The 21,129-nt window shown below is 49.3% G+C and carries 18 protein-coding genes; 1 reads left to right on the top strand and 17 read right to left on the bottom strand.

Going from position 1 to position 21,129, the window contains the following annotated elements:
* Window positions 1–12: 12 nt before the first annotated feature.
* From GK108_RS15315 to GK108_RS15345, 7 genes are all read right to left on the bottom strand, one after another.
* The gene (locus GK108_RS15315; RefSeq protein ID WP_163949963.1) at window positions 13–189 is read right to left on the bottom strand and encodes a hypothetical protein; all 177 of its coding nucleotides are present in this window, start codon (window positions 187–189) and stop codon (window positions 13–15) included.
* On the bottom strand, window positions 186–476 hold the full coding sequence (locus tag GK108_RS15320; RefSeq protein WP_163949966.1) for a hypothetical protein: 291 nt from the start codon (window positions 474–476) through the stop codon (window positions 186–188). The genes GK108_RS15315 and GK108_RS15320 overlap by 4 nt, the downstream gene beginning before the upstream one ends.
* A gap of 62 nt (window positions 477–538) precedes the next feature.
* Complete coding sequence (gene sufB, locus GK108_RS15325; RefSeq protein ID WP_163949969.1) at window positions 539–2,029, bottom strand: Fe-S cluster assembly protein SufB; 1,491 nt, start codon at window positions 2,027–2,029, stop codon at window positions 539–541.
* A 253-nt stretch (window positions 2,030–2,282) separates the two neighbouring features.
* On the bottom strand, window positions 2,283–2,990 hold the full coding sequence (locus GK108_RS15330) for a hypothetical protein (RefSeq protein WP_163949972.1): 708 nt from the start codon (window positions 2,988–2,990) through the stop codon (window positions 2,283–2,285).
* A 71-nt stretch (window positions 2,991–3,061) separates the two neighbouring features.
* Window positions 3,062–3,451 (bottom strand): DoxX family protein, encoded by a 390-nt coding sequence (locus tag GK108_RS15335; protein WP_163949975.1) that lies wholly within the window; start codon window positions 3,449–3,451, stop codon window positions 3,062–3,064.
* 66 nt (window positions 3,452–3,517) lie between these two features.
* Window positions 3,518–3,769: a hypothetical protein gene (locus GK108_RS15340; RefSeq protein WP_163949978.1), complete on the bottom strand. Its 252-nt coding sequence runs from the start codon at window positions 3,767–3,769 to the stop codon at window positions 3,518–3,520.
* A 105-nt stretch (window positions 3,770–3,874) separates the two neighbouring features.
* Window positions 3,875–4,126: a hypothetical protein gene (locus tag GK108_RS15345; RefSeq protein WP_163949981.1), complete on the bottom strand. Its 252-nt coding sequence runs from the start codon at window positions 4,124–4,126 to the stop codon at window positions 3,875–3,877.
* A 96-nt stretch (window positions 4,127–4,222) separates the two neighbouring features.
* Here GK108_RS15345 and GK108_RS15350 point away from each other — a divergent pair, with 96 nt between their 5' ends.
* Complete coding sequence (locus GK108_RS15350; protein ID WP_163949984.1) at window positions 4,223–5,023, top strand: alpha/beta fold hydrolase; 801 nt, start codon at window positions 4,223–4,225, stop codon at window positions 5,021–5,023.
* A 29-nt stretch (window positions 5,024–5,052) separates the two neighbouring features.
* Here GK108_RS15350 and GK108_RS15355 read toward each other — a convergent pair whose 3' ends face one another.
* The 10 genes from GK108_RS15355 to GK108_RS15400 all read right to left on the bottom strand — a co-directional run bounded on the left by GK108_RS15355 (window position 5,053) and on the right by GK108_RS15400 (window position 21,129).
* Entirely contained in the window at window positions 5,053–6,765 is a 1,713-nt protein-coding gene (locus GK108_RS15355) for a GMC oxidoreductase (RefSeq protein ID WP_163949987.1), read from the bottom strand.
* A 33-nt stretch (window positions 6,766–6,798) separates the two neighbouring features.
* A complete protein-coding gene (locus tag GK108_RS15360; RefSeq protein WP_163949991.1) occupies window positions 6,799–8,067 on the bottom strand; it encodes a hypothetical protein in 1,269 nt (422 codons plus the stop codon).
* Between the two features lie 102 nt (window positions 8,068–8,169).
* Window positions 8,170–9,681: a RagB/SusD family nutrient uptake outer membrane protein gene (locus GK108_RS15365; protein WP_163949994.1), complete on the bottom strand. Its 1,512-nt coding sequence runs from the start codon at window positions 9,679–9,681 to the stop codon at window positions 8,170–8,172.
* A 21-nt stretch (window positions 9,682–9,702) separates the two neighbouring features.
* Window positions 9,703–13,125, bottom strand: coding sequence for a SusC/RagA family TonB-linked outer membrane protein (locus tag GK108_RS15370; protein ID WP_246224915.1), 3,423 nt, complete (start codon window positions 13,123–13,125; stop codon window positions 9,703–9,705).
* A gap of 27 nt (window positions 13,126–13,152) precedes the next feature.
* Entirely contained in the window at window positions 13,153–14,175 is a 1,023-nt protein-coding gene (locus GK108_RS15375; RefSeq protein WP_163949998.1) for a FecR family protein, read from the bottom strand.
* A gap of 40 nt (window positions 14,176–14,215) precedes the next feature.
* Window positions 14,216–14,866 carry an RNA polymerase sigma-70 factor gene (locus GK108_RS15380; protein WP_163950001.1) on the bottom strand — a complete coding sequence of 217 codons (651 nt, stop codon included), beginning with the start codon at window positions 14,864–14,866 and terminating at the stop codon, window positions 14,216–14,218.
* Window positions 14,867–15,250: 384 nt separating this feature from the next.
* Window positions 15,251–16,708 carry a sulfatase family protein gene (locus tag GK108_RS15385; protein WP_163950004.1) on the bottom strand — a complete coding sequence of 486 codons (1,458 nt, stop codon included), beginning with the start codon at window positions 16,706–16,708 and terminating at the stop codon, window positions 15,251–15,253.
* 224 nt (window positions 16,709–16,932) lie between these two features.
* On the bottom strand, window positions 16,933–18,063 hold the full coding sequence (locus GK108_RS15390; RefSeq protein WP_163950006.1) for a hypothetical protein: 1,131 nt from the start codon (window positions 18,061–18,063) through the stop codon (window positions 16,933–16,935).
* A 160-nt stretch (window positions 18,064–18,223) separates the two neighbouring features.
* The gene (locus GK108_RS15395) at window positions 18,224–19,594 is read right to left on the bottom strand and encodes an FAD-dependent oxidoreductase (protein WP_163950011.1); all 1,371 of its coding nucleotides are present in this window, start codon (window positions 19,592–19,594) and stop codon (window positions 18,224–18,226) included.
* Window positions 19,595–19,692: 98 nt separating this feature from the next.
* Window positions 19,693–21,129, bottom strand: a complete 1,437-nt coding sequence (locus tag GK108_RS15400; RefSeq protein WP_163950014.1) for a RagB/SusD family nutrient uptake outer membrane protein — start codon at window positions 21,127–21,129, stop codon at window positions 19,693–19,695.

Below are 21,129 nucleotides of genomic sequence, written 5' to 3' on the forward strand. Positions count from 1 at the left end.
AAGGATTACTTCTTAGTTCGTTTTCGATATTAATTTCTCCTCTAGTTCTATGCGTATTTGCTTCATTTCTTGGCTCATACGGGCATTACGGATCACTAGTTTTTGCAGGAGGATTTCCGCCTGGTTAACTAAAAGCTCCCCTTCATTGACCAACGCCTTTGCTTTCTGCTTTTTATCCGATGATATCATGGCTTTTGGTTGAATAAATCTATCATAAATTTAGCATGAGCAATATCTAATTCCAAATCGGCCAAACGATCTTTCTCCACAGACAACAGCTGACGTAGCCGCTTTTCCTGATCGCGTAGTTGCTGAGCTACTTTTTCGCCTTCTTCCTCTAAATCCAATGCTTTCAAATAAAGTTTTCTAAGATCGAATAAGACCATCTCAATTTGTAATAAGTCGCCTACAGAATCCAGCAATTCTTTTTCTTTGTCGCGAAGAAATTGCTCATAATACCCCTTGTCCTTTTCCAATCGAAGTCACTAAAAAAGCCCCTACAAATTTGTAGGGGCTTCAATTTATAAACTATTGTGATTTAACCAACGCTACCTTCCAAACTAATGGCCAACAGTTTCTGTGCTTCCACAGCAAACTCCATCGGCAGTTGGTTTAATACTTCTTTAGCGTATCCATTAATGATCAGCGCCACAGCCTGCTCGGTTGGAATACCGCGCTGGTTGCAATAGAACAGCTGGTCTTCGCCAATTTTAGACGTAGTAGCTTCGTGCTCAACCGTAGCCGATGGATTGCTTACTTCCAGATACGGGAACGTATGCGCACCACACTTATCGCCCAGCAACAGTGAATCACATTGCGAGTAGTTTCGTGCATTTTCAGCCCGTTTCATCACCTGCACCAGGCCACGATACGAGTTCTGACTCTTACCCGCCGAAATACCTTTCGATACGATCCGGCTCTTGGTGTTTTTGCCAATATGGACCATTTTCGTTCCTGTATCAGCCTGCTGCATGTTGTTCGTAACGGCTACTGAATAGAACTCGCCAATCGAATTATCGCCTTTCAGGATAACCGATGGATATTTCCAGGTGATCGCCGAACCCGTTTCAACCTGCGTCCAGGAGATTTTCGAGTTTGGGCCGTCGCAGATACCCCGTTTGGTAACGAAGTTGTAAATACCGCCCTTTCCTTCTTTATCGCCGGGATACCAGTTCTGAACAGTCGAGTATTTGATCTCCGCATCGGCATGGGCAACCAGCTCGACAACAGCCGCATGAAGCTGATTTTCGTCGCGCATGGGCGCGGTGCAGCCTTCGAGGTAACTGACGTATGAACCTTCGTCGGCAATGATCAGTGTCCGCTCAAACTGGCCCGTTCCGGCCGCATTGATCCGGAAATAAGTCGACAATTCCATTGGGCAACGAACGCCTTTCGGAATGTAGCAGAACGATCCGTCGGTAAACACGGCAGCGTTCAGGGCAGCGTAATAATTATCTTTAGCAGGAACTACCGAACCGAGGTATTTTTTCACCAGTTCGGGATGTTCATGCACGGCTTCCGTCATCGAGCAGAAAATAATACCGCGCTCGGCCAGATCCTTCTTAAACGTAGTAGCTACCGAAACGGAATCCATAACGGCGTCGACCGCTACGCGTGGCAATTCACCCTGACCACCATCGGCCGAGCCATCGACAACGCCAGCCAGACGTTTTTGCTCACTCAACGAAATGCCTAACCGCTTGAACGTATCCAGCAGTTCAGGATCAATTTCGTCCAGCGAGTTCACCGTTTTTTTCTGCTTGGGCGCAGAATAATACTTGATAGCCTGATAGTCAATTTTAGGAAAACTAACATTTGCCCAGTGAGGCTCAGTCATTTCCTGCCACAGACGAAAGGCTTTCAGGCGACTTTCCAATAACCACTCAGGTTCGTTTTTCTTGGCGGAGATAAAACGAATAATGTCTTCATCAAGACCAGGAGGGGCCTCATCGGCCTCGATCAGTGTCTCAAATCCGTATTTATACTCAGCGTTGGTTATGCTCTCTAGTATGTCAGCGTCCTTGCTCATAGTTTCGGTTATTCGCATGATTTTACATCAATACGACATTTTTTCAACAAAAGGCCGGGCGGGTATGTTCCTGGCAGGTTGGACAAATATCGGAAACTTTCCGTTATTTTCGGTCATCTAGCCGCTTCCTCTGATTCGTACCGTTGGGCGCAATAGCAATAATACACGTACCAAGATCCAAACCCGAAGCTATAAAAAAATGCCACTACTAGCAGTAATGGCATTTTGCACGTATTGATTGAGTAAATCAGAATTATCTTACAGTCACCTTAATCTGACTGTAATAGAGAGTCGTTAATCCTTCAAAGCCGGAATCGGTACCAACGATTAGCCAAAGTTCGCCGTTTGCGTTGCTGCGGGCCGTAAATGGCTTATCGGCGTTTGAACGCGTAATGAGTTGATACGTCTCATCTTCATCGTCGCCAACACCGACATTACCCAGGATGATGGCGTCTTTTCCGCCCTCACTCTGAGCACCTTTGTCTATATTTAACGAATAAAAATTATCTTTCTTTTCTTTAACTGGCTCTACAGACGTAGCGCCGGCTTTTACCCAGACGCTGCTGCCTGGCGATCCACCAATACCCATCGAATTAGTCGGATACTTCGATGCCAGTTGTATATCAAATACCAGCGAGTAGTCTTTGTTTGGCTGCAGACCCGTTACTTTCTTTTTGAGGAACATGAATGCATCATCGCTGCGATTCATACTTTCCAGCATCACCGACTTTTTGGTGGTATCCAGTGGCGCTGGCAAGGCTGTCCAGGCCGATTTAAACTCCATAATCGAATCCTGCTCTACACCATAGTCAACAATCTCGGCAGTCCAGCCATCTTTGTCGTTTTGAAAATTTGATTGATAAGGAAGTCCTGGTTCTGATGAAATGTCTTCTGTGTTACAAGAGGATAAAGCAAAAATACTGCCTGCTAACAGGGCACTTAACAACAACGTTGATTTCATTATTAACTCGATTTGTTTCCTATACTGACTCACCCCGAAACGGAAACGTTGGAAACTTGTCGAAAAAAAAATCAGCGATAACGGTTTCGGCTACTGTCGTTCAGCGAACGTAGCGCCAGATAAAATGCTATAACATAGATCATTTGGTTACCTGCACCAGCCCAGTCTTCTTTCAGCGTTGTTCCAAATAATAGCATAGCAATGATGGCCCCACCCAGTACATAGCCCCACCGGCTAAATTGACCACCCAGCAAAATCAGAACGCCTGATGCAAACTCTAAAAAAGGCAGTGTATAAAGAAAGCCATTGGTCAGGATGGGAGGCAAAATAGTCTGCGAAAAGCCCGCTGCCGTCTTCGAGACAAAAGCGCCCAGCTTCGGAATACGTACCAACCCGTGCATGAGCATATTAATACCAAGCCCAATACGTATTACCAGTTGGGCCAACTGATTGTTATTCATAGTGCCGATGATGAATGGTCAATGAGAAATAAATGCTAAATCACTACGATAGAAAGCCGCCTTAAATTACTCTTCTTCGTCAATCTCACCCTGTTCAACTGCTTCTTCCTCCAGCAAATCGTCGTTAACACCACTGGCGTCAACATCTGACAGATTCACTTCCTCTTTTTCCGGCTCTGGTCCAGAGGCCGTCACGGGATTCATGTAGTCGGCCTGGGCTACTCCCGCAGTTGACTCTTCGCTCTGCGCCAGAAGCTGAACAACGCCCTGGTTATCGTCCTCAGCGGGATCGTAATTTTCTGTTTGATCAGGTTTCATCGCTGTAGTTTTATGGTTTTTGGTTTATGGCCTGTCGTTTCTGGCTTATAGTTTCTGGTTCACCGGTTTCAAACTATGAACCAAAAACTATAAACCACAGACGCCCTAGGCCCCGCTACGTGTTACGTGCCCGCCTAACGCGTAATTATCGTCCTGATGATGGTCGTGTTCGCCCGTAGGATCACCATCTTCATCGACGGGTTCATCGTACAATTCCTCTTCGCGTACCTCTTCGTCCTCATCACCATCGTCAATGGCGGCTCCGCTCTGGTTACGAAAATTGTCAGGATCGATGCGACCAATTCGTGAACCGATCAGTTCTACATCACCGTCGGCTGGAGTTGCTAACATGTTCATGATCGTTGAGTGTTTGTTCTATACTAGTAAACCGGTAGAATACAGAAAGGTTAAACTTATTGCGTTGCTTAGCCATACAGTCTATTGATCAATCCCATGAAATTGTCTTTACTGCTAACCTGCCTGCTAATTTCATCGCTTGCCACAGGGCAGTCCAACCGCGAACCCCTGTTCAGTTCGTTCGATGGCACCAACATCCACTACGATATCATTGGGTCGGGCAAACCCGTCGTCTTGCTACACGGCTTCATCAGTAACAGCGAAAGCTGGAAACGCGCTTCCGTCCGACAGGACCTGGCCGATGCTGGGTTCAAAGTCGTTACGCTCGATCTGCGCGGTAATGGTTTATCCGACAAACCCCATTCAGCTGAAGCCTATCGTGACAATGCCGAATTGAAAGACGTAATGGCGTTAATGAAGCACCTGGGCTTATCCAGTTACGACGTAGTAGGCTATTCTCGTGGAGCAATTCTGACAGCCAAGCTACTGACAATGGACAAGCAGGTACGTCGCGCGGTGATGGGCGGCATCAGTGTCGACTTTTCCGATCCGAACTGGATCCGCCGAAAGAACTTTCACGAAGCCTTAACCAAACCCGGCAGTCATCCCGAACTGCAAAGTGCCATCGATTACGCAAAACGCTCCGGCGCCGATACGGTCGTTTTAGCACGATTACAGGAATTTCAGCCAGTTACCACCAAGACTGAACTGGCAAGAATTAACGTACCGGTTCTGGTGGTGAATGGCGATCAGGACAAAGACAACGGCGACCCTCAAACGCTGGTCGATGCCGTACCCGGCTCCAGACTGATTATTGTTCCCGGCGACCACGGTGGCGCTATGCGTACGCCTGAGTTTGCCAAAGCCGTAGTCGATTTCCTGAAAGCCGGAAAATAGTAACAGAACGCTACGTATCGATCCGACGCCTACAGTCTCTGCGCTTTCAGTTGTTTCACGGCGTAGTCGACAGCTCTGGCTGTCAGCGCCATGTAGGTCAGGGATGGATTTTGTGTGGATGTTGACGTCATACAGGCGCCATCGGTTACGAAAACATTGGAGCAACTATGCAGTTGATTCCAGCGGTTCAGCATCGACGTTTTAGAATCTTTACCCATTCGGACACCGCCCATCTCGTGGTTTTCATTACCCGGTGTTCGTTTCGTATCAATCCGGCGGATGTTGGTAAAACCGGCTGCGGTGTACATTTTCGATAACTGCTCGAAGAAATCATTCAGCATTTTCGTATCGTTATCATCGTAAGCTAACGAAATACGTAGCTGCGGAATGCTGTATGGATCTTTCAGGGCCGGATCTAGCTGAACCCGACTAATTTCTTTTGGAATGGTTTCGCCCATCATACTGGCACCAACAGTCCAGTTACCGTAGTTGGTGGCCAGAAGCTGCTCTTTCAACCCTGCGCCCAGTTCATCCGTAGGCTGAATAACGCTACGTCCGGCCGAAAAGGCTACGGCATAGCCCCGTAGAAAATCAGTTTCCTGCTTGTGCAAATTCCTAAAACGGGGCATATAGCACGCATTGGGGCGTAGGCCATCAGTTTTAAATCCCTGGAAGCCATCGAATTCGGCATTAATGCGGCCTCGATAACTATGAAACGCTACGTATCGGCCCAATACATCATGATCATTACCTAATCCCTTCGGGAACCGATTCGATATAGAGTTGAGCAGAATCAAATTCGTATTCATCGTCGACGCATTCAGGAAGATGATCCGGGCGTAGTACTCCGTCATTTCATGCGTCTGCGTATCAACAACCCGAACGCCCACGGCTCGTTTCCGCTGCTCGTCGTAAATAACCGAATGGACAACCGAATGCGGACGTAACGTCATTTTACCAGTACGTTCTGCCCACGGAATCGTTGACGAATTGCTACTGTAATAGCCACCGTATGGGCAGCCCCGATCACACAAATTTCGATGCTGGCACTGAGCCCTGCCCTGCTGTAAATGAATCGGTTTAGGCTGAGTCAGATGCGCAACTCGCCCAATAATCATCGGGCGGTCTGGGTATTTTTCACCGATCTTCTGCCGGAAATGTTTTTCGACACAACTCATTTCATGCGGGGGCAGAAACTCACCATCTGGCAGTTGAGCCAACCCATCCCGATTCCCGGAGACACCGATAAATTTTTCAACGTAGCTGTACCAGGGGGCAATGTCGGCGTACCGAATGGGCCAGTCTACGGCATACCCATCCCGAGCCGGGCCGCCAAAATCGAAATCGCTCCACCGCTGCGTCATACGTCCCCATAGCAGCGAACGTCCACCCACCTGGTAGGCTTTGATCCAGTCATAGGGCTGTTCCTGAACGTACGGCTGTTCAGCATCTTTGGTAAAAAAATGGACCGTATCTTCCCGAAACGCGTAATTCTTGCTGGCTATGGTATACTCGTTCCGTACTGCCAAAGGAACCTGCCCACGATGTTCAAGCTCCCAGGGCTGCATCATCGTGGTTGGATAATCGGTGATGTGTTTTACATCGCGGCCGCGCTCCAGCACCAGCGTCCTCAGACCTTTGCCAGTCAGTTCTTTAGCAGCCCAACCGCCACTAATTCCCGTTCCGACAACGATGGCGTCGAACGTCCGATTTTTTATGCTATCAATGGCTAGGTAGGTCATTTAATTGAAACGTAGTACGATACTAGAACGTATTTACCCGACTAATTTACTGATATCGATCAGATAGAGTTGACGGCCTAACCCTTCGTGCGTTGAATCAATGATGACCATCTTGCCGTCAGGACTGGAACGGGGGTGCAAATCGCAACGCCATTCGCCTTTGTAAGCGTTGGGCGAGTGAAAACGGCCAATATCGATCCGTTGGTTCGACGCTACGTTGTACAGATACGGAACCTGAAAACGGTCGGCTCCCTGCGGATAACAATCGTTCAGAATCCAGGCATTATGTTGCTTCGGCAGATACGTATTATGTCCGTTTAAGACCATAACGCCTTTTCCTACGGGTGTTACGTCCTGCGTCAGGTCTTTCAACAGGTAAAAACCATCGGGTTGGTTAGCCGGACGAGTCCAGGCGCAAACGTGCTGATGATCGCGCCAGACAAAATGCGATGTATAGCCCGACGGATCAAGAACGTACTGGTTTTTACCATTTTTATCGGCCGTGAACATACGGGTTATAAAGCCTTTACCAGGATCGATGATACGTTCCTTCCGCCAGCGATTCAGGAAAATAAATCGTTTACTGTCGGGACTGATCAGCAGATGATTATACCAGTGCCAATACGTGCTGACATCTTCGCCCTGATGCGGCAACGCGGCACAGGCTGCATACGGAATAATCAGTTCGTCCTTCCCGGTTTTCAGATCAATCCGGTAAATACCCGTTTTTTCGGGCGCTTTCATAGACTGATAGGGGTCGGGAACACCCTTGTAGCCATACCCAGGTCGTAAATCCTGCAAACGACCGAAATCCAGGCCAACAGCCCACGTAGCGTCGGGACTGATGGTATAGATGGGCTTAGGAAGGATACGTTTTTTCCGGGTATGCACATTCATGATAATCGACACGAACTGGCCGTCCTGCCGATCATTCCAGATTACCTCGTCTGCTGATCCGGGAATCCATTGTAACATGCATCCCTGCTGCCACCCCCACGAACGACTCTCGCCCAGTTCGATCCAGCGATCCTTATCGTGCAGATCGATCATGCCCACTTTTAGTACGTCGTCGGGATTTGGCGAGCGACCTTCAAAATCGACTTCCATTCCCAGTACGTACCGATTGGCTGGATCAACCTGCCACTTATCGTAATACCCGAACCAGTGGTGTTTTGGTCCATTCGTAAGTCGCCGAACGGGTGGAAATCCGCCCTGCTGTCTGAGTAGTTCAATCCAGCCAGAAGGCAAACCGGCACCTATACCAAAGGCAGCGTTGTTACGTATAAATTCCCGGCGGTTCATGGTTCAGGAAAATAAATTTCGACAGGATTGACAGGATTAACAAGATTGACAGGTTCTCTACTTAAAATCCTGTCAATCTTGTAAATCCTGTCGAAAAATAAATCAATAGCCCGGATTTTGGGTCAGGTTCGGATTGATGGCCATTTCGGTGCTGAGGTGCGGCATCAGGTAATCACGGCTGGCGTCGAAGTTGGTATGTGGCTCCAGCGAATTAGCACCTTTAAACACTACGTCGCCCAGCTTCCGGCGTTTAATATCGTACCACCGTTTGAATTCAAACGCCAGTTCGAGTCGGCGTTCTTCAAGCACCAGATTGATAAACGCATCTTTGGTCATGCCTAACGCTACGTCGGCGGGGAACGTCGTTTGCCGACCAGCCCAGTTACGCGCCCGTGCCCGAACCTGATTGATGTAGCCAATGGCTTCGGCGTTGGGCGCGCCGTTCACTTCGGCCAAAGCTTCGGCAGCGGTGAGTAATACTTCTGCGTAGCGGAAACAGAAGTAGTTATGATCGGAGTAACGGCCTTCCGAGTTGGCATTGCCCGGATAGCGGGCAAACTTCGCAATATGTGGCCGGGCAGCCGTTGGGAAAGCGGTATACGGCCTTAGAACGCCCCCGATCCGCATGGAGTCCTCAAAGCTCACCCGTTTCCGATAGTCGCGGGCATCCCAGGTCTGGTATACTTTGAGCGTCGGCACCGCCACACTCCAGCCATTCTGATCGGTTCCCCGAATACCCGTCATGGCGCCCATCAGATCGTCGTTAGTGCTTTCAGGACCAACCTTTTGACCAATAAAGTCGACAGCAAAAATGGTTTCTTTGATCTGGTCGGCTTTTGTCGCAATAAACAAATCCTGAAAATCGCTTTCGAGCCGATACGCAAACTTGTCTTTATTATCGATCACCCATTTGGATTCGGTATACGCTTTCTGGTAATCGCCACGGGTCAGATAAACCGACGCCAGACACGTAGCAGCCGAACCTTTGGTGGGTCGGGTACGTACATCGGCCGGTTGCTGATCGGGCAGCCATTGTTTAGCAAATTCCAGGTCGGCAATTAGTTTCGCATATACCTCCTCTTCTGAGCTTTTTCCGATGGTTTTTACCGATTCAGGGTCCGACACAAACGTCTCGATGTACGGAATAGCTCCGAATGACTGAACCAGATGAAAGTACGAAAACGCCCGTACAAACCGGGCTTCGGCTATGGTTGGATTGGCCTGTTCGGGTGCCAGCTTCAGATCTTCGGCTCCTTTGATGGCCGAATTTACCGTACTGATTACTTTGTACCAGCGTGGCCAGAACGAAGCCACCAGTCCATTGCTGGCATCCATATTAAAGTCGTTCGTTTGCTGACGAGCAGCCGCGGTGGTACGGTCGCCGATGTCGGCCATATCGTCGCGAAGCATCAATGCTGTCACGAAATTTCGACCATACAACGGCTCGGAAGCAATGAGTCCATAGGCGCCATTGATGGCTGTTTGCACATCTTTTGTGCTTTTAAACAAACCTTCAGGGGCTAACACGCCCTGCGGTTTTTCTTCCAGATCAATACACGACGCCAGCGAGCCAACCAGGGCAGCCAGCAGGAATTTATTTCTGATAGTTTTCATGATCAAGGTGTTAGGAGCTAATTAGAATCCAATGTTTAGGCCAATGGTATATGATTTGGCATTCGGATAGCTGCCGTAGTCGAGGCCCAGATTTCGGTTGCCATTCACCGAACCCGACGTATTGTAGTTCACTTCAGGATCATAGCCCGGATAGTCTGTAAAGGTCAGGATATTCTGAGCACTGGCGTAAATCCGTAAGCGATTTAGCTTGATCTTATTGGTCAACACCTGCGGAAAGGTGTAGCCAATGGCCAGGTTTTTCAGCCGGACGTAACTACCGTCGTAAATCCAGCGAGTCGATACCCGACGCGTACGGGCCGACGATGCTTTCGGTACGCTGGTATTCGTATTCTGGGGTGTCCAGCGGTTTAGCGCGTTGGTCGTTGCGTTGTTAATCCCCGACAGTAAATCCAGCTCCATGAGCGTGTAGCTTAGCATGTCGTTCCCCTGCGACCCCTGAAAAAACACGTTTAAATCCAGATTCTTCCATTTGAATTCGTTCGTCCAGCCCCAGATAAATTTCGGATTTGGATTACCAATAATGGTTCGGTCGTTACTGTTAATGGCTCCGTTTCCATCCAGATCGCGGAATTTTTCACCGCCAACCACCTGCTCAAACCCAGAACCAGTCAGAAATTTGTCGCCTTCCTGATAAACGCCATCATAAATCCAGCCATACATACTGCCCACTGGCGACCCTTCACGCAGGATCTGCGTCTGATCCAGTCCAACCAGATGCCCCGGAGCCGACGAGTAGAAGATATCTTTCCCATCGGGCAGGCTTAGCACTTTATTTCGGTTCAACGATAGGTTTACGTCCATGTCCCAACGCAGCGCTCCCGTCAGATTCCGGGTGCCAACGGTAACCTCAAAACCCTGATTCTGCACCTTTCCGATATTTTTCAATTGCGATGAATAGCCCGAATACTGCGGTAGAGGCACGCTAAAAAGTAGGTTCGACGTAATGGTTTTATAATAGTCCATTGTCAGATTAAGCCGGTTATTAAACAGACTGATATCGGTCCCTACATCGAACTGGGCCGTTGTTTCCCAGGTCAGATCGTCGTTCGCAATGGACGATGGCGAGATTGCATTCACGGCTACGCCATTGATGGCCGCAAAAACGGTCGAAAAACGAGCGAGTGTCTGGTAAGGCGAAATAGCCTGATTTCCCGTAAGCCCATAACTTACCCGCCACTTCCATTGGCTTAACCAGTTTAAGCCCGACATAAAGGATTCGTTACCCATGTTCCAGGCAAAAGCGCCTGATGGAAAAAACGCCCATTTGTGATTCCGGCTGAACGTAGAGGAACCATCGTACCGGGCATTAACCGTGAACAGATAGCGGTCTTTAAGAGCGTAGTTTATCCGACCATACCAAGAAGCCAGCTTCCAGTCTGTCAGCGACGATGACGGCGCCTGCCAGACCGATGAACTGCCCAGGTTCCAGTACGAAAGCGCATCGCTGATAAACGATTGCCCGCTCCCACCCCAGGATTCGTTCTGTGAGCTTTGGTACGAAAATCCAGCCATCGCCCCGAACCGGTGAGCTTCTCCGAAGGTTCTGTCGTAAGAGAAATAGTTTTCGTTCTGGAACAACGTGTTTCGGTTGCCACTCATCGAGCCCGATCCACCCACCGATGCACCTGCATTCAGCGTGGTTGGCGTATATGTACCGGTACGTCCACTGTTGGTCGTTGCTCCTAACGTAGCGCGGAACTTCAGATCTTTCAGAATCTGATATTCGGCAAACAAATTCCCCTGGGTCTGATCGTTTACGTTGTTGTTCTGATACTGCGTAGCAATGGCATACGGGTTGTTGATCGGATCACTTAGGACGGCAATGGTAAAGCCCCCATTCTGATCGTACACCCCTAAATCAGGCCCAAATTTGAAAGCCGACGAAACAACACCTGAGCTGTTCGTTCCGCCCGTGCTCTCCTGACTCAGCACCCCGTTTTTGGTGTTTCGCTGCCCGAATACATTCAGACCAACCCGGAGTTTATCGCTGGCTTTTATATCAATGTTGCTGGTGATCGAAAACCGGCTAAAATCAGAGTTGATAATAACGCCTTTTTGCCCAAAATAAGCCCCTGATACGTAGTACTTGATATTGTCAGTACCGCCAGACAGCGAAAGCTGATAATTCTGAATCGATCCAGGCTGGAAAATCTGATTCTGCCAGTCGGTATTTTGGCCTCGCGATACGTAGTTCGGATTCACCGATTGAACGTAGCTGACAAACTGTTCAGCATTGAGCAGCTTGAGCCGATTAATTTCCTGTTGCGCCGAAAAAGAGGAGTTGAATTCAATACGTGCCTTGCCGCTTTTACCCCGTTTGGTCGTTACCATCACCACCCCGTTAGCTCCCCGCGACCCGTAAATGGCCGTTGCACTGGCATCTTTCAGCACTTCAACCGACTCAATATCTTCGGGCGGAGGCATGGTTCCACCCACAAAACCATCGACCACAAAAATGGGATCGCTACTGGCGTTAATCGAATTGCCCCCCCGAATCCGAACTTTAAAACTGGCCCCCGGCTCGCCATTGTTTGCCTGAATCTGCACACCAGCCGCCCGGCCCTGTAAGGCCTGCACAGCGCCGATAGACGGATAAGCCGTTAATTGTTCGGCTTTTACGGTAGAAACCGAGCCCGTCAGGTCGCTTTTCCGGACGGTACCATACCCAACGACCACCACTTCGTCCAGCGCTTTCTGATCGGGTGCTAACGTAACATCAACGGTTGTGCGATTCCCGATAGCAACTTCCTGATTCAGATACCCTACAAAGGAGAAAACCAACGTAACGGCCTGTGCATTATCCGGCACGCTCATTCGGTATTTGCCCTCAGCATCGGTAGACGTACCGCGCGTGGATCCTTTCACCACAACGCTCACTCCCGGCAACCCTTCGCCCGTTTCGCTCTTGACCGTTCCGGTTATGGTTCTGTCGGCCACTACGTTCATTACGGTTTTTTCGGCGACCGATTCCGGTTGGCTGGCCGATCTGCCCATGATTTGAGCCGCCAGCAATTCCTGATTAGTGGGTATATCGTCGAGCAGGCGAGCATCGGTCGACGAGCGTTCCGACGGCTTCTTCTGCGCCAATACGACATAAACACCCTGTTTCACTTTCTTGAACCGAAGTCCCTGAGGGCGCAGTATACTTTCCAGATTTTTTTCCAGGGTAGCCTCAGGATCAACGATCGATGACGAAATTGTCTGGTTATTGATGACCCGATCTTCGAACAGAATATCGACCCGATAACGCACTTTAAACTGATTCAGCACATCGCGAAGTTGAAGATTCTGTGCCGCCATAGACGAAGGTCGAGCCTGGCGCTGGGTTAACCAGTTAGCCGCCATCACCTGCGCTACGCCCGAATGACTAGTCAGTATAAATCCAAAGGTTATACTAACAAGGAAACGTAGTGAGTAATTCATAGTATTAGGGTATAGGAAAGTAGTTTACTAATTGGTGAACGTAACGTTGTTGTTATCTCGGAAGTAGTTGATTTGCAGGAGTTCTGCCACTAGCTGAATAAGCTCATTCGCATTTTGCGCCGGAAATGACCCTGAAATGGTTCGATTGGCAAGCTCATCGCCATCAATTCTGACTGTTAATCCGTAATTCTCCTGAAGTATCTGCGAAATTTCCCGTAGCGATGTTTGCTCGAACGTAAACCGATGTTGTTTCCAGGCCGATAATTCTTCCGGGTGAGCTGTCTGACGAACCGCCAGCTTTCCTTCGGCATCAAGAACCACTAAATCGCCGGGTTTCATGGTAAGCGGCCGGTTATTGCTCTGCTTGGGCATTGTGAGCTCTACCTTACCCGAACGTAGTACCACCTGAGTACGCCGGGCCCGGCTAAACACGGTAAATTGAGTCCCCAATACGTTAACGGCCAGCCCTTTACTGGTTGTTACGACAAAGGGCTGATGATTGGGCAAATGACGAACCGAGAAATCAGCCTCTCCCGTCAGTTCTACCCGTCGCCCAGTCGACGTACCAACTAAGGATGCCAGTAGCCCTTTTTCCGTAAAACCAAATCGAGGAAAACGAATGCTGGAATTTGCGTTCAGTTCCACAACCGAACCATCAGGCAACACGTAACGTCGGGTTTCGCCGTAGCTGGTTTCTATAGTCTGGTAGCGAATCAGATCGACACTCAGCCACCCACTCAACCCAATCAAAAACACGATTGAAGCAGCTGCCATCCAAAACCCAGGTCGCTGCCACCAACGTATTGACGCTTTACCAGCAGGGTCAGATTCCTGAACGCTATACTGTATACGCCGACTGGCTGTTTCAAAGGCAATCTCCCAATTTGTGGCTAGTTGCAGATTATTGGTTTCCCACTCGTGTAGCCACTGGTAATAGATGTCTCGATTTCCAGGAATGGCTAACCACGCTTCAATCGACTTTTTTTGAAACGGGCTTACCTTTCCGGCGAAGTAATCGAAGACGAGTGTCTTATTGACAAGTTCTTCCATAAAAACATAGGTTCGGATACTACATAGAGCACGTAGTGCCTTAGTGTAACCCTATAAAAATCAGACTGATACTACTGAGAAGAAGTTGACGCATCTGACGAAGCGCGCGCGACAGATGAGATTCTACCGTTTTCAGGGCTATGCCTAACTCGCTGGCGATTTCCTGATTTTTACGGTTCTCAAACCGGCTCATCAAAAAAACCCGCTGACATTGGGAAGGCAACTCATTGATCACTTTTTCGAGCCGCTGAAACGTTTCGTCGTATTCAATGAGCGTGAGGGGCGACTCCTCCCCTATGGCTACGTCCAGCTCATCGAGTGACGAAGGGGTACGACTTCCCGTGAGTTCGTCGCGCAGATAATTATAGGCCCGATGACGAACAGCCGCATATAGGTAGGTACGATACGTAAATTGAACAACCGTAAACGCCTTATTTTTCCAAAACTGATAAAACACCTCTCCTACAATATCTTCGGCCACTTCACGGGTGTAGACAAACCGAAGTGCATGACTGCATAGCGGGTTATAATAGATCCGAAATAAAGCTTCAAAACCTTTCTGGGGCGACTCGGCAAAAGCGGCCCTAATAAAAAACTCATTATCGACTAATGTAGTCGTCTGATCAATACCATGCAGAGGTCGAGCGATGCTCTCCTTATCTGGTCGATGATATCCTTCTGCTTCGGTCATAATTTAGCCGGTCAAGTACGCGAATGACACGGGTTTTAGGTTTTACCCTTAGTCATAAAGCGACTTTTGTGAAAATTTTTCTCAGTTTTTTCACAAAACCGCGTAAATGGATTTGAAACCGGATATAGATAGAGACCGAAAAGCAAATATGTTTAAACCAGGCGTTGGAGCTGCAAAGGATATAAGCCACAGTTCACGTACTGACTATCAACCTATTTTTATGTTCAAGACGATGAGTGGAGCCATAAAAACAACCTGTTAGCCCTTAACTGAATTGAGCGCTAAATTATCCCAGACATCATCTTGCTAGCTGGGATAATTTAGCGCTCAATTCAGTTACCATCTAGTGGACAACTGACCAATTACCGACAAGTCATTTCACGATCAATTGCTACTCTGGCCTGCCTGACGAACGTTGGCACCGGTTCGTTTTTGCAACTCGTCGCCCAGATCAGCACGGGCTTCTTCTGCTAATTTTTCCAGACGGCTTACTACGTCCGGCTGCTGCTCAATGACGTTATATCGTTCGCCCGGATCACGTCGAAGATCATACAGCGCTTTCGGAAAATCATGGTCTTCGGGGCTAGGACCTGGTTTGCCATCCTGGCCTGGTAAAGAGCCTTCATACGTCCGGCCCGGATGAGCAAAAACCAGTTTCCAATCGCCTTGCCGAACAGCTTCCAGGTTATTTTTACGATAGTAGTAGTAGAAATTCTGGCGGGGCGTTACGTTGTTATCGCCTTTAAGCAACGTAATCCAGTCGACTCCATCGATCCGATTTTTAGGCAGGCGCGCGCCACAAACCTTGGCAACGGTGGGCAGAATATCCATCGTGGTCAATAATTTGTTGCTAACCCGCCCAGCCGGAACAACGCCCGGCCAACGAACCAGACACGGTACGCGGTGACCACCTTCGAACGACGTACCTTTCCCTTCCCGAAAACCACCCGACGAACCCGCATGATCACCGTAGTTAAGCCACGGCCCATTGTCGCTGATGAAAATTACCAGCGTATTTTTATCCAGATTTTGCTTTTTCAACTCGCCCAGAATCTGGCCCACCGACCAGTCGAGTTCGCTCATTACGTCACCAAAAAGACCCCGCGCGCTTTTGCCCTTAAATTTGTCGGAAGCGGCCAGTGGCACGTGGGGCAATGGATGCGGTACGTACAGGAAAAAAGGCTTGTTTTTATTACGTCGGATGAACGACAGCGCTTTCTCCGTCACCGTCGACGTAATACGCCCGGCATCGTTCAGATCCTTGATTTCTTCTTTAGGTTCGTTGCCATCGATCCAGCGAAGGGGTGGGTATTTAGCTCGTTCCTGAAATGGATGCAATGGCCACATATCATGGGAATACGGTACACCGTAATACTCATCAAAGCCCTGCTGAAGCGGAAGAAATTCTTTCTTGTCGCCCAGATGCCATTTCCCAAAAATCCCGGTTGCGTACCCCTTTTCTTTTAGTAGCTCGGCCAGCGTTTCTTCGTTAGGATTCAAACCAATAGGCGAATTAGGCCCTAAAGCACCCGATATACCTAACCGGTTTGGGTAACAGCCGGTCATCAGAGCCGCCCGCGACGCACTACATACGGCCTGCGCTACCAGAAAGTTAGAGAATCGCGACCCTTCGGCCGCCATCCGGTCGAGGTTGGGGGTAGTGTAGTCGAGGGCACCCGTTACCGACAAATCACCGTAACCCATATCGTCCATAAAAAAGAGCACTACGTTCGGGGTGGCGGCCGTCGGTTTCTTGACCCAGGCACTCGCTATCAGGCCCAGACCGGACAACGTAACAACAGCTACCAGCAAGCGAACTATCTGTTGTGACTGACGTATCATAAAGAAAAAAAATAAGTGGTAGAAAAGCTCCGGACGGGTCGGACCGGTGATGGGTTTTCCAATCGTAATTTAACAGGTCATTAGGGGGCGAATTTAACAGCAAAGCGTAAGAGTTTAGTATCGTTTACAACAACGCTTCTTCCCGGAAATGAAAGGGAGTTTACATACTAATACCGGGGTCGTGGGACTTTAATCCTATTTTTTAGAAAAATATTTTTAGGCACTTACTTTCGCTGTGCGTACTGCGCCAGTTTTGCCTTGATGTCAGCGTCCGAAAGGTCCAGCTTTTCCAGATAGGCGAATGCTTTTTGCGCAATGAATTGATTCTGGCTAATCAATAAATCGGCAATCGGACGGCAGGTTTCTGTATCGGCTACGTTATGCTGTCGAAATACATCCAGAATGGTACTCACCAGCTCGCTATTCGGCGATTTTAACCCCTCGGCCAGCGACTTTTTCGCCTGCGCATCGAGCGACGTAACACGCTTCAATTTATTGACAATCAGCTTCTGCAAGGCATAACTTTTTGTGGTCAGATTGTCGGCCAGCATAGCCTGCCATGTAGCAGAATTCGGACCAGTATCCAGCGCATTGATGGCCCGTTCGGTGAGGTTGTAATTAGTGCCGTTAATAAACGTAACGAGTTTCTGTTGCAATGCTGGCGTAGACGTAACAAAACCCTGACTGTGATTTAAGGCCCAGATTTTATCCGAACCATCCGGGCTTTCCAGTAAAGCCAGTACGTACTCGGGCGACAAACTTTTTTCGGTCAATGCCACTACGCTTGCCTGCGTTGGGCCATACACGACGTGCCACATTTTATAGGTCGTGTAGGCCGCTCCTTCCACTACGTAGTCCAGCACATTCTTCGCCGTTGCCGACGATACGCCGTCGACTTCCTCTTCTTTGCTGATGGGTTTCTTTGGCGGGGCAATTTCGGCATAGGCCAACGTTGCGAGTGGCGAAAATTGATCGGCCAATACGTCACTCATGCGCTCATATTCAGCGAGCGTAAACGGTTTGTGTTCGGCTTTGCTAAGAAATTCACCTTTCACTAAATCGTAGCCCAGATAGCGGCCCGTCGGGTTCCAGAATAGCGTTACCTTCAGCAATCGGCATTTATTATCGAAGCAAACGCTGGTTCTGATTTTCCGGAAATACGCCACTGGAAACCCTTCTTTCGAGCGCATCTGAAACAACGTATCGTTGGCAATCGAATCTTCAGCAACCGCCAGAAACGCCAACGTAGTATCGGTTTTTAGCGGAAGCGTTGGCGTACGAAAATACCGAATCTGCCCGGCACTATCGTAGGCCGATGCGAGAATAAAAAGTATGCCGATTAGAAGCCGTATCAAATCTGTTTGAATTAGTGAATTAGTAATTTACCGCCCCCAACCAGAACGCTGGCCCGGCCCCTCCTAAAACAAGAGGGGGTTAGGGGTGGTAATTTTTAAAAAATCAAGCTCGTCCGCAATACAATCGCGAACGAGCATTCTATTAATCCTATCTAAAAACTTACCCTTTCTGACTGCCGGGCACGATGGCACCGTGCTCTTCCAGCAGTTTCCGCAAATCCGTCATCGATACGTCGAGCGGGGTTTTGTTCTGCATATTGGCCAGCACCGCAGCCGCGCCAGCCGCCTGCCCCATGCCCATGCTTGATGCCTGCACACGTAGCGCCGAATTAGCCAGCCGGTCGCTGCTTACACAACGCCCTGCCACCAGAAAATTTTTGCTGTTTTTCGGCACCAGCGCCCGCAGTGGAACGGTCGGCACAACACCTTCTTTAAGGTGATCGGGAACGACACCGTTTTCGTCGTGCACATCAATCGGATAGTACGAATACGACACCGAATCGTCGAACAGTTTGCCCGTTACGTAGTCGGCATGGGTTACTTTATAATGACCGTCAATGCGGTACGTTTCCCGAACCGCCGTTTCGTTCTGCACGTCGATAATCTTCGTTTTTTCGCAGCCGGGCAGCGTCCGCAGGAAACGTAACGTTTTCAGCAAGGCCATACGCCCCTTGATATTGGCAACCGTATGCGTCTCCGACGTAGTGGAATCGGCTCCCAACACGTGGGAGATATTATCGCCTTTGGAACGTAGCAGCCCGACGATGTTATTCCGAAAATCGGGTTTGTCTAGTTCGCCTTTTTTGATGGCTTCCTGATACCGCGCCTGAATCAATTTCAAATCCAGCGATTGAAAATCATAGCCGCCAATCTCAAACATCAACGAACCCGGTTGCGTAGTCGCTTCCCGAAGCACATCGTAGCCCGCCATCGACGTAACAAACGCGTTACCCGTACAGTCGATCAGCTGATTGCAGGTGATCTGGGTCATAATCCCTTTTCCAACCGTTTCGACAAGCCAGCCGTTTTTCTGCGGAGTAACCTGCGTGGGTGTTTCATAAAACCGGATCTGAACGCCCGCTTCTACGCATTTTTCCTCCAGCAACAACGCATACAACTGGCCGTTCAACCGCACCTGATGGCGTGGATGATGTTTGCCGTGGGGAATCGAAAAATCGGGCAACGTATCGTCGTTGAGCGCCACAGCCTCCTGCACCATTTCCCAGCCGATACCACTGATTACCTGCTTGCCCCAGGCAAAAAAGATTCCCGGATAAGCCACACCGCCCGTAGTGGTGGTGCCGCCGAGCTGACTGCCATTTTCGACCAGAATCGTTTGCCGACCCGCGCGAGCCGCCTGAAGCGCAGCAACAACGCCCGCCGTTCCGCCCCCTACCACCACAATATCGGCTTTGATCGCTTTTTTCGCGACTTTGTATGGCTCTTTCAACACCTCGCCCGGTTCCAGCGCCGAAGCCTTCGCTCCTATAGACAGAGCGCCTAACGTAGCAATAACCGATCTTCTTTTCATAGTCTTTTAATTTTGAATGAGTGAATGATAGAATGATTGAATAGGTCGAATCGTCAAAAAATTCAATCATTCTATCATTCACTCATTCAACATTCTATTTAGTACCCCGGATTTTGTTCTTTGGCCGCGTCGATTGCCAGGTTATAGTTTAATTCTGATACCGGAATCGGCCACAGTAGATGTTTGTCCTGCACGGTTTTTCCTTTCATGGCCTGAATCACCGCTTTGGCCGTTCCGGTACGTTTCAGCTCCAGCCAGCGTTTGCCACCGTACTGAAATTCATAGGCTTTTTCCATCAACACGGCGTTCACAAACGTAGCAGACGTATAATCCGCCAGATTAAAATCGACGGTCGACGTAGCGGTTGGCGTTTTCCCGTAGGCCCGGCGATGCACCTGATTCAATGATTCCAGCGCATCGGCAGTTACGGCATTTCCGGCCCGAGCGGCTGCTTCGGCATAGATCAGTAAGACGTCGGAGTAACCATAAACCGGATCATCGTTACCTGCACCGTTCTGACCCACAGCGAGTTGATCGATAAACTTCGAGCTAACGAGCGTAGTAGCTCCCAATCCGAAATTCACTACGTCCCACAAGCTTTTGCGCAAGTCGCCGTTGTCCCAAGCTTTGTAAAACGCGCTGTTTGCATCGCCGTAGACGGCATAGGCACCACCAAAGTTGAACAGCTTGGTGTTGGGGTGGTTGGTAATCCAGAGCATGTAATTCCCCTGCCCCACCTGCCGGGCATATTTCAGATAGAAAATCTCCTCCGATGTCGACACCAGTTCCGGGCCCCAGACTTTCGTTTGAAAATCGGCTTTGGTTGCTACCGGAACCAGCGAAAACTTTTTAGAATCTATTACCTCCTTCGCTTTGTCGCGGGCTTCGGCGTATTTCCCCTGTTGCAGATACACATCGGCCAGCAACGTTTTGGCGGCCCATTTGGTAGGCCGACCAGCCACCGCCGGATTGTCGGGCAGGTTGGCTTCGGCTTCCATCAGATCAGCCAGAATCAGCGTATACACCTCATCAACACTGCTCCGTTTCAGGTTGATTTCGGTCATGTTCGCTTCGGTACGTAGCGGCACACCGGCCCAGTTACGTACCAGTTGAAAATAGTTGTAGGCCCGCAGGAATTTGGCTTCACCCACAAATTTCTTCACATCGGCCTGACTGATCGATTTGCCATTTGGCGCATTCTTAATCACCAGATTAGCATTGCGGATGCTCAGGTAAAAGATGTTCCACAAGCCCGACACACGGGTAATGTTTGCTCCATCAAGCCCCTGAAAATCAGATAAGGGTGCCCAGCTCCCCCGGCCGTAGGCGTAATCGGTCTGGCTTTCCAGCGTGGCTTCGTACACGCTCAAACCACTGCTGCTACGGAGCGGTACCGAAATCAGGTTCGCGGCCGCTTCCACTTCGGCAGCCGTATTGTAAAATGCTTCCACAACCAGCGATTTCGGCTCTTCGATAAGCTCACTTTCACAGGCCGTCAGGCAAAGTATCGGAAGTAGGAATAATAGCTTTTTCAT

Origin of the sequence: Spirosoma terrae, from assembly GCF_010435915.1 — a bacterium.
In the GTDB taxonomy this organism is placed as follows: Bacteria; Bacteroidota; Bacteroidia; order Cytophagales; family Spirosomataceae; genus Spirosoma; species Spirosoma terrae.

Bases quoted from the DNA above. Each gene is read 5' to 3' on its own strand.
- GK108_RS15385 (WP_163950004.1), bottom strand. From the start codon at position 16,708: ATGATACGTCAGTCACAACAGATAGTTCGCTTGCTGGTAGCTGTTGTT.
- GK108_RS15395 (WP_163950011.1), bottom strand. From the start codon at position 19,594: ATGAAAAGAAGATCGGTTATTGCTACGTTAGGCGCTCTGTCTATAGGA.
- GK108_RS15365 (WP_163949994.1), bottom strand. From the start codon at position 9,681: ATGAAAACTATCAGAAATAAATTCCTGCTGGCTGCCCTGGTTGGCTCG.
- GK108_RS15360 (WP_163949991.1), bottom strand. From the start codon at position 8,067: ATGAACCGCCGGGAATTTATACGTAACAACGCTGCCTTTGGTATAGGT.
- GK108_RS15370 (WP_246224915.1), bottom strand. From the start codon at position 13,125: ATGAATTACTCACTACGTTTCCTTGTTAGTATAACCTTTGGATTTATA.
- GK108_RS15400 (WP_163950014.1), bottom strand. From the start codon at position 21,129: ATGAAAAAGCTATTATTCCTACTTCCGATACTTTGCCTGACGGCCTGT.
- GK108_RS15355 (WP_163949987.1), bottom strand. From the start codon at position 6,765: ATGACCTACCTAGCCATTGATAGCATAAAAAATCGGACGTTCGACGCC.
- GK108_RS15315 (WP_163949963.1), bottom strand. From the start codon at position 189: ATGATATCATCGGATAAAAAGCAGAAAGCAAAGGCGTTGGTCAATGAA.
- GK108_RS15340 (WP_163949978.1), bottom strand. From the start codon at position 3,769: ATGAAACCTGATCAAACAGAAAATTACGATCCCGCTGAGGACGATAAC.
- GK108_RS15375 (WP_163949998.1), bottom strand. From the start codon at position 14,175: ATGGAAGAACTTGTCAATAAGACACTCGTCTTCGATTACTTCGCCGGA.
- GK108_RS15380 (WP_163950001.1), bottom strand. From the start codon at position 14,866: ATGACCGAAGCAGAAGGATATCATCGACCAGATAAGGAGAGCATCGCT.
- GK108_RS15350 (WP_163949984.1), top strand. From the start codon at position 4,223: ATGAAATTGTCTTTACTGCTAACCTGCCTGCTAATTTCATCGCTTGCC.
- GK108_RS15345 (WP_163949981.1), bottom strand. From the start codon at position 4,126: ATGAACATGTTAGCAACTCCAGCCGACGGTGATGTAGAACTGATCGGT.
- GK108_RS15330 (WP_163949972.1), bottom strand. From the start codon at position 2,990: ATGAAATCAACGTTGTTGTTAAGTGCCCTGTTAGCAGGCAGTATTTTT.
- sufB (WP_163949969.1), bottom strand. From the start codon at position 2,029: ATGAGCAAGGACGCTGACATACTAGAGAGCATAACCAACGCTGAGTAT.
- GK108_RS15335 (WP_163949975.1), bottom strand. From the start codon at position 3,451: ATGAATAACAATCAGTTGGCCCAACTGGTAATACGTATTGGGCTTGGT.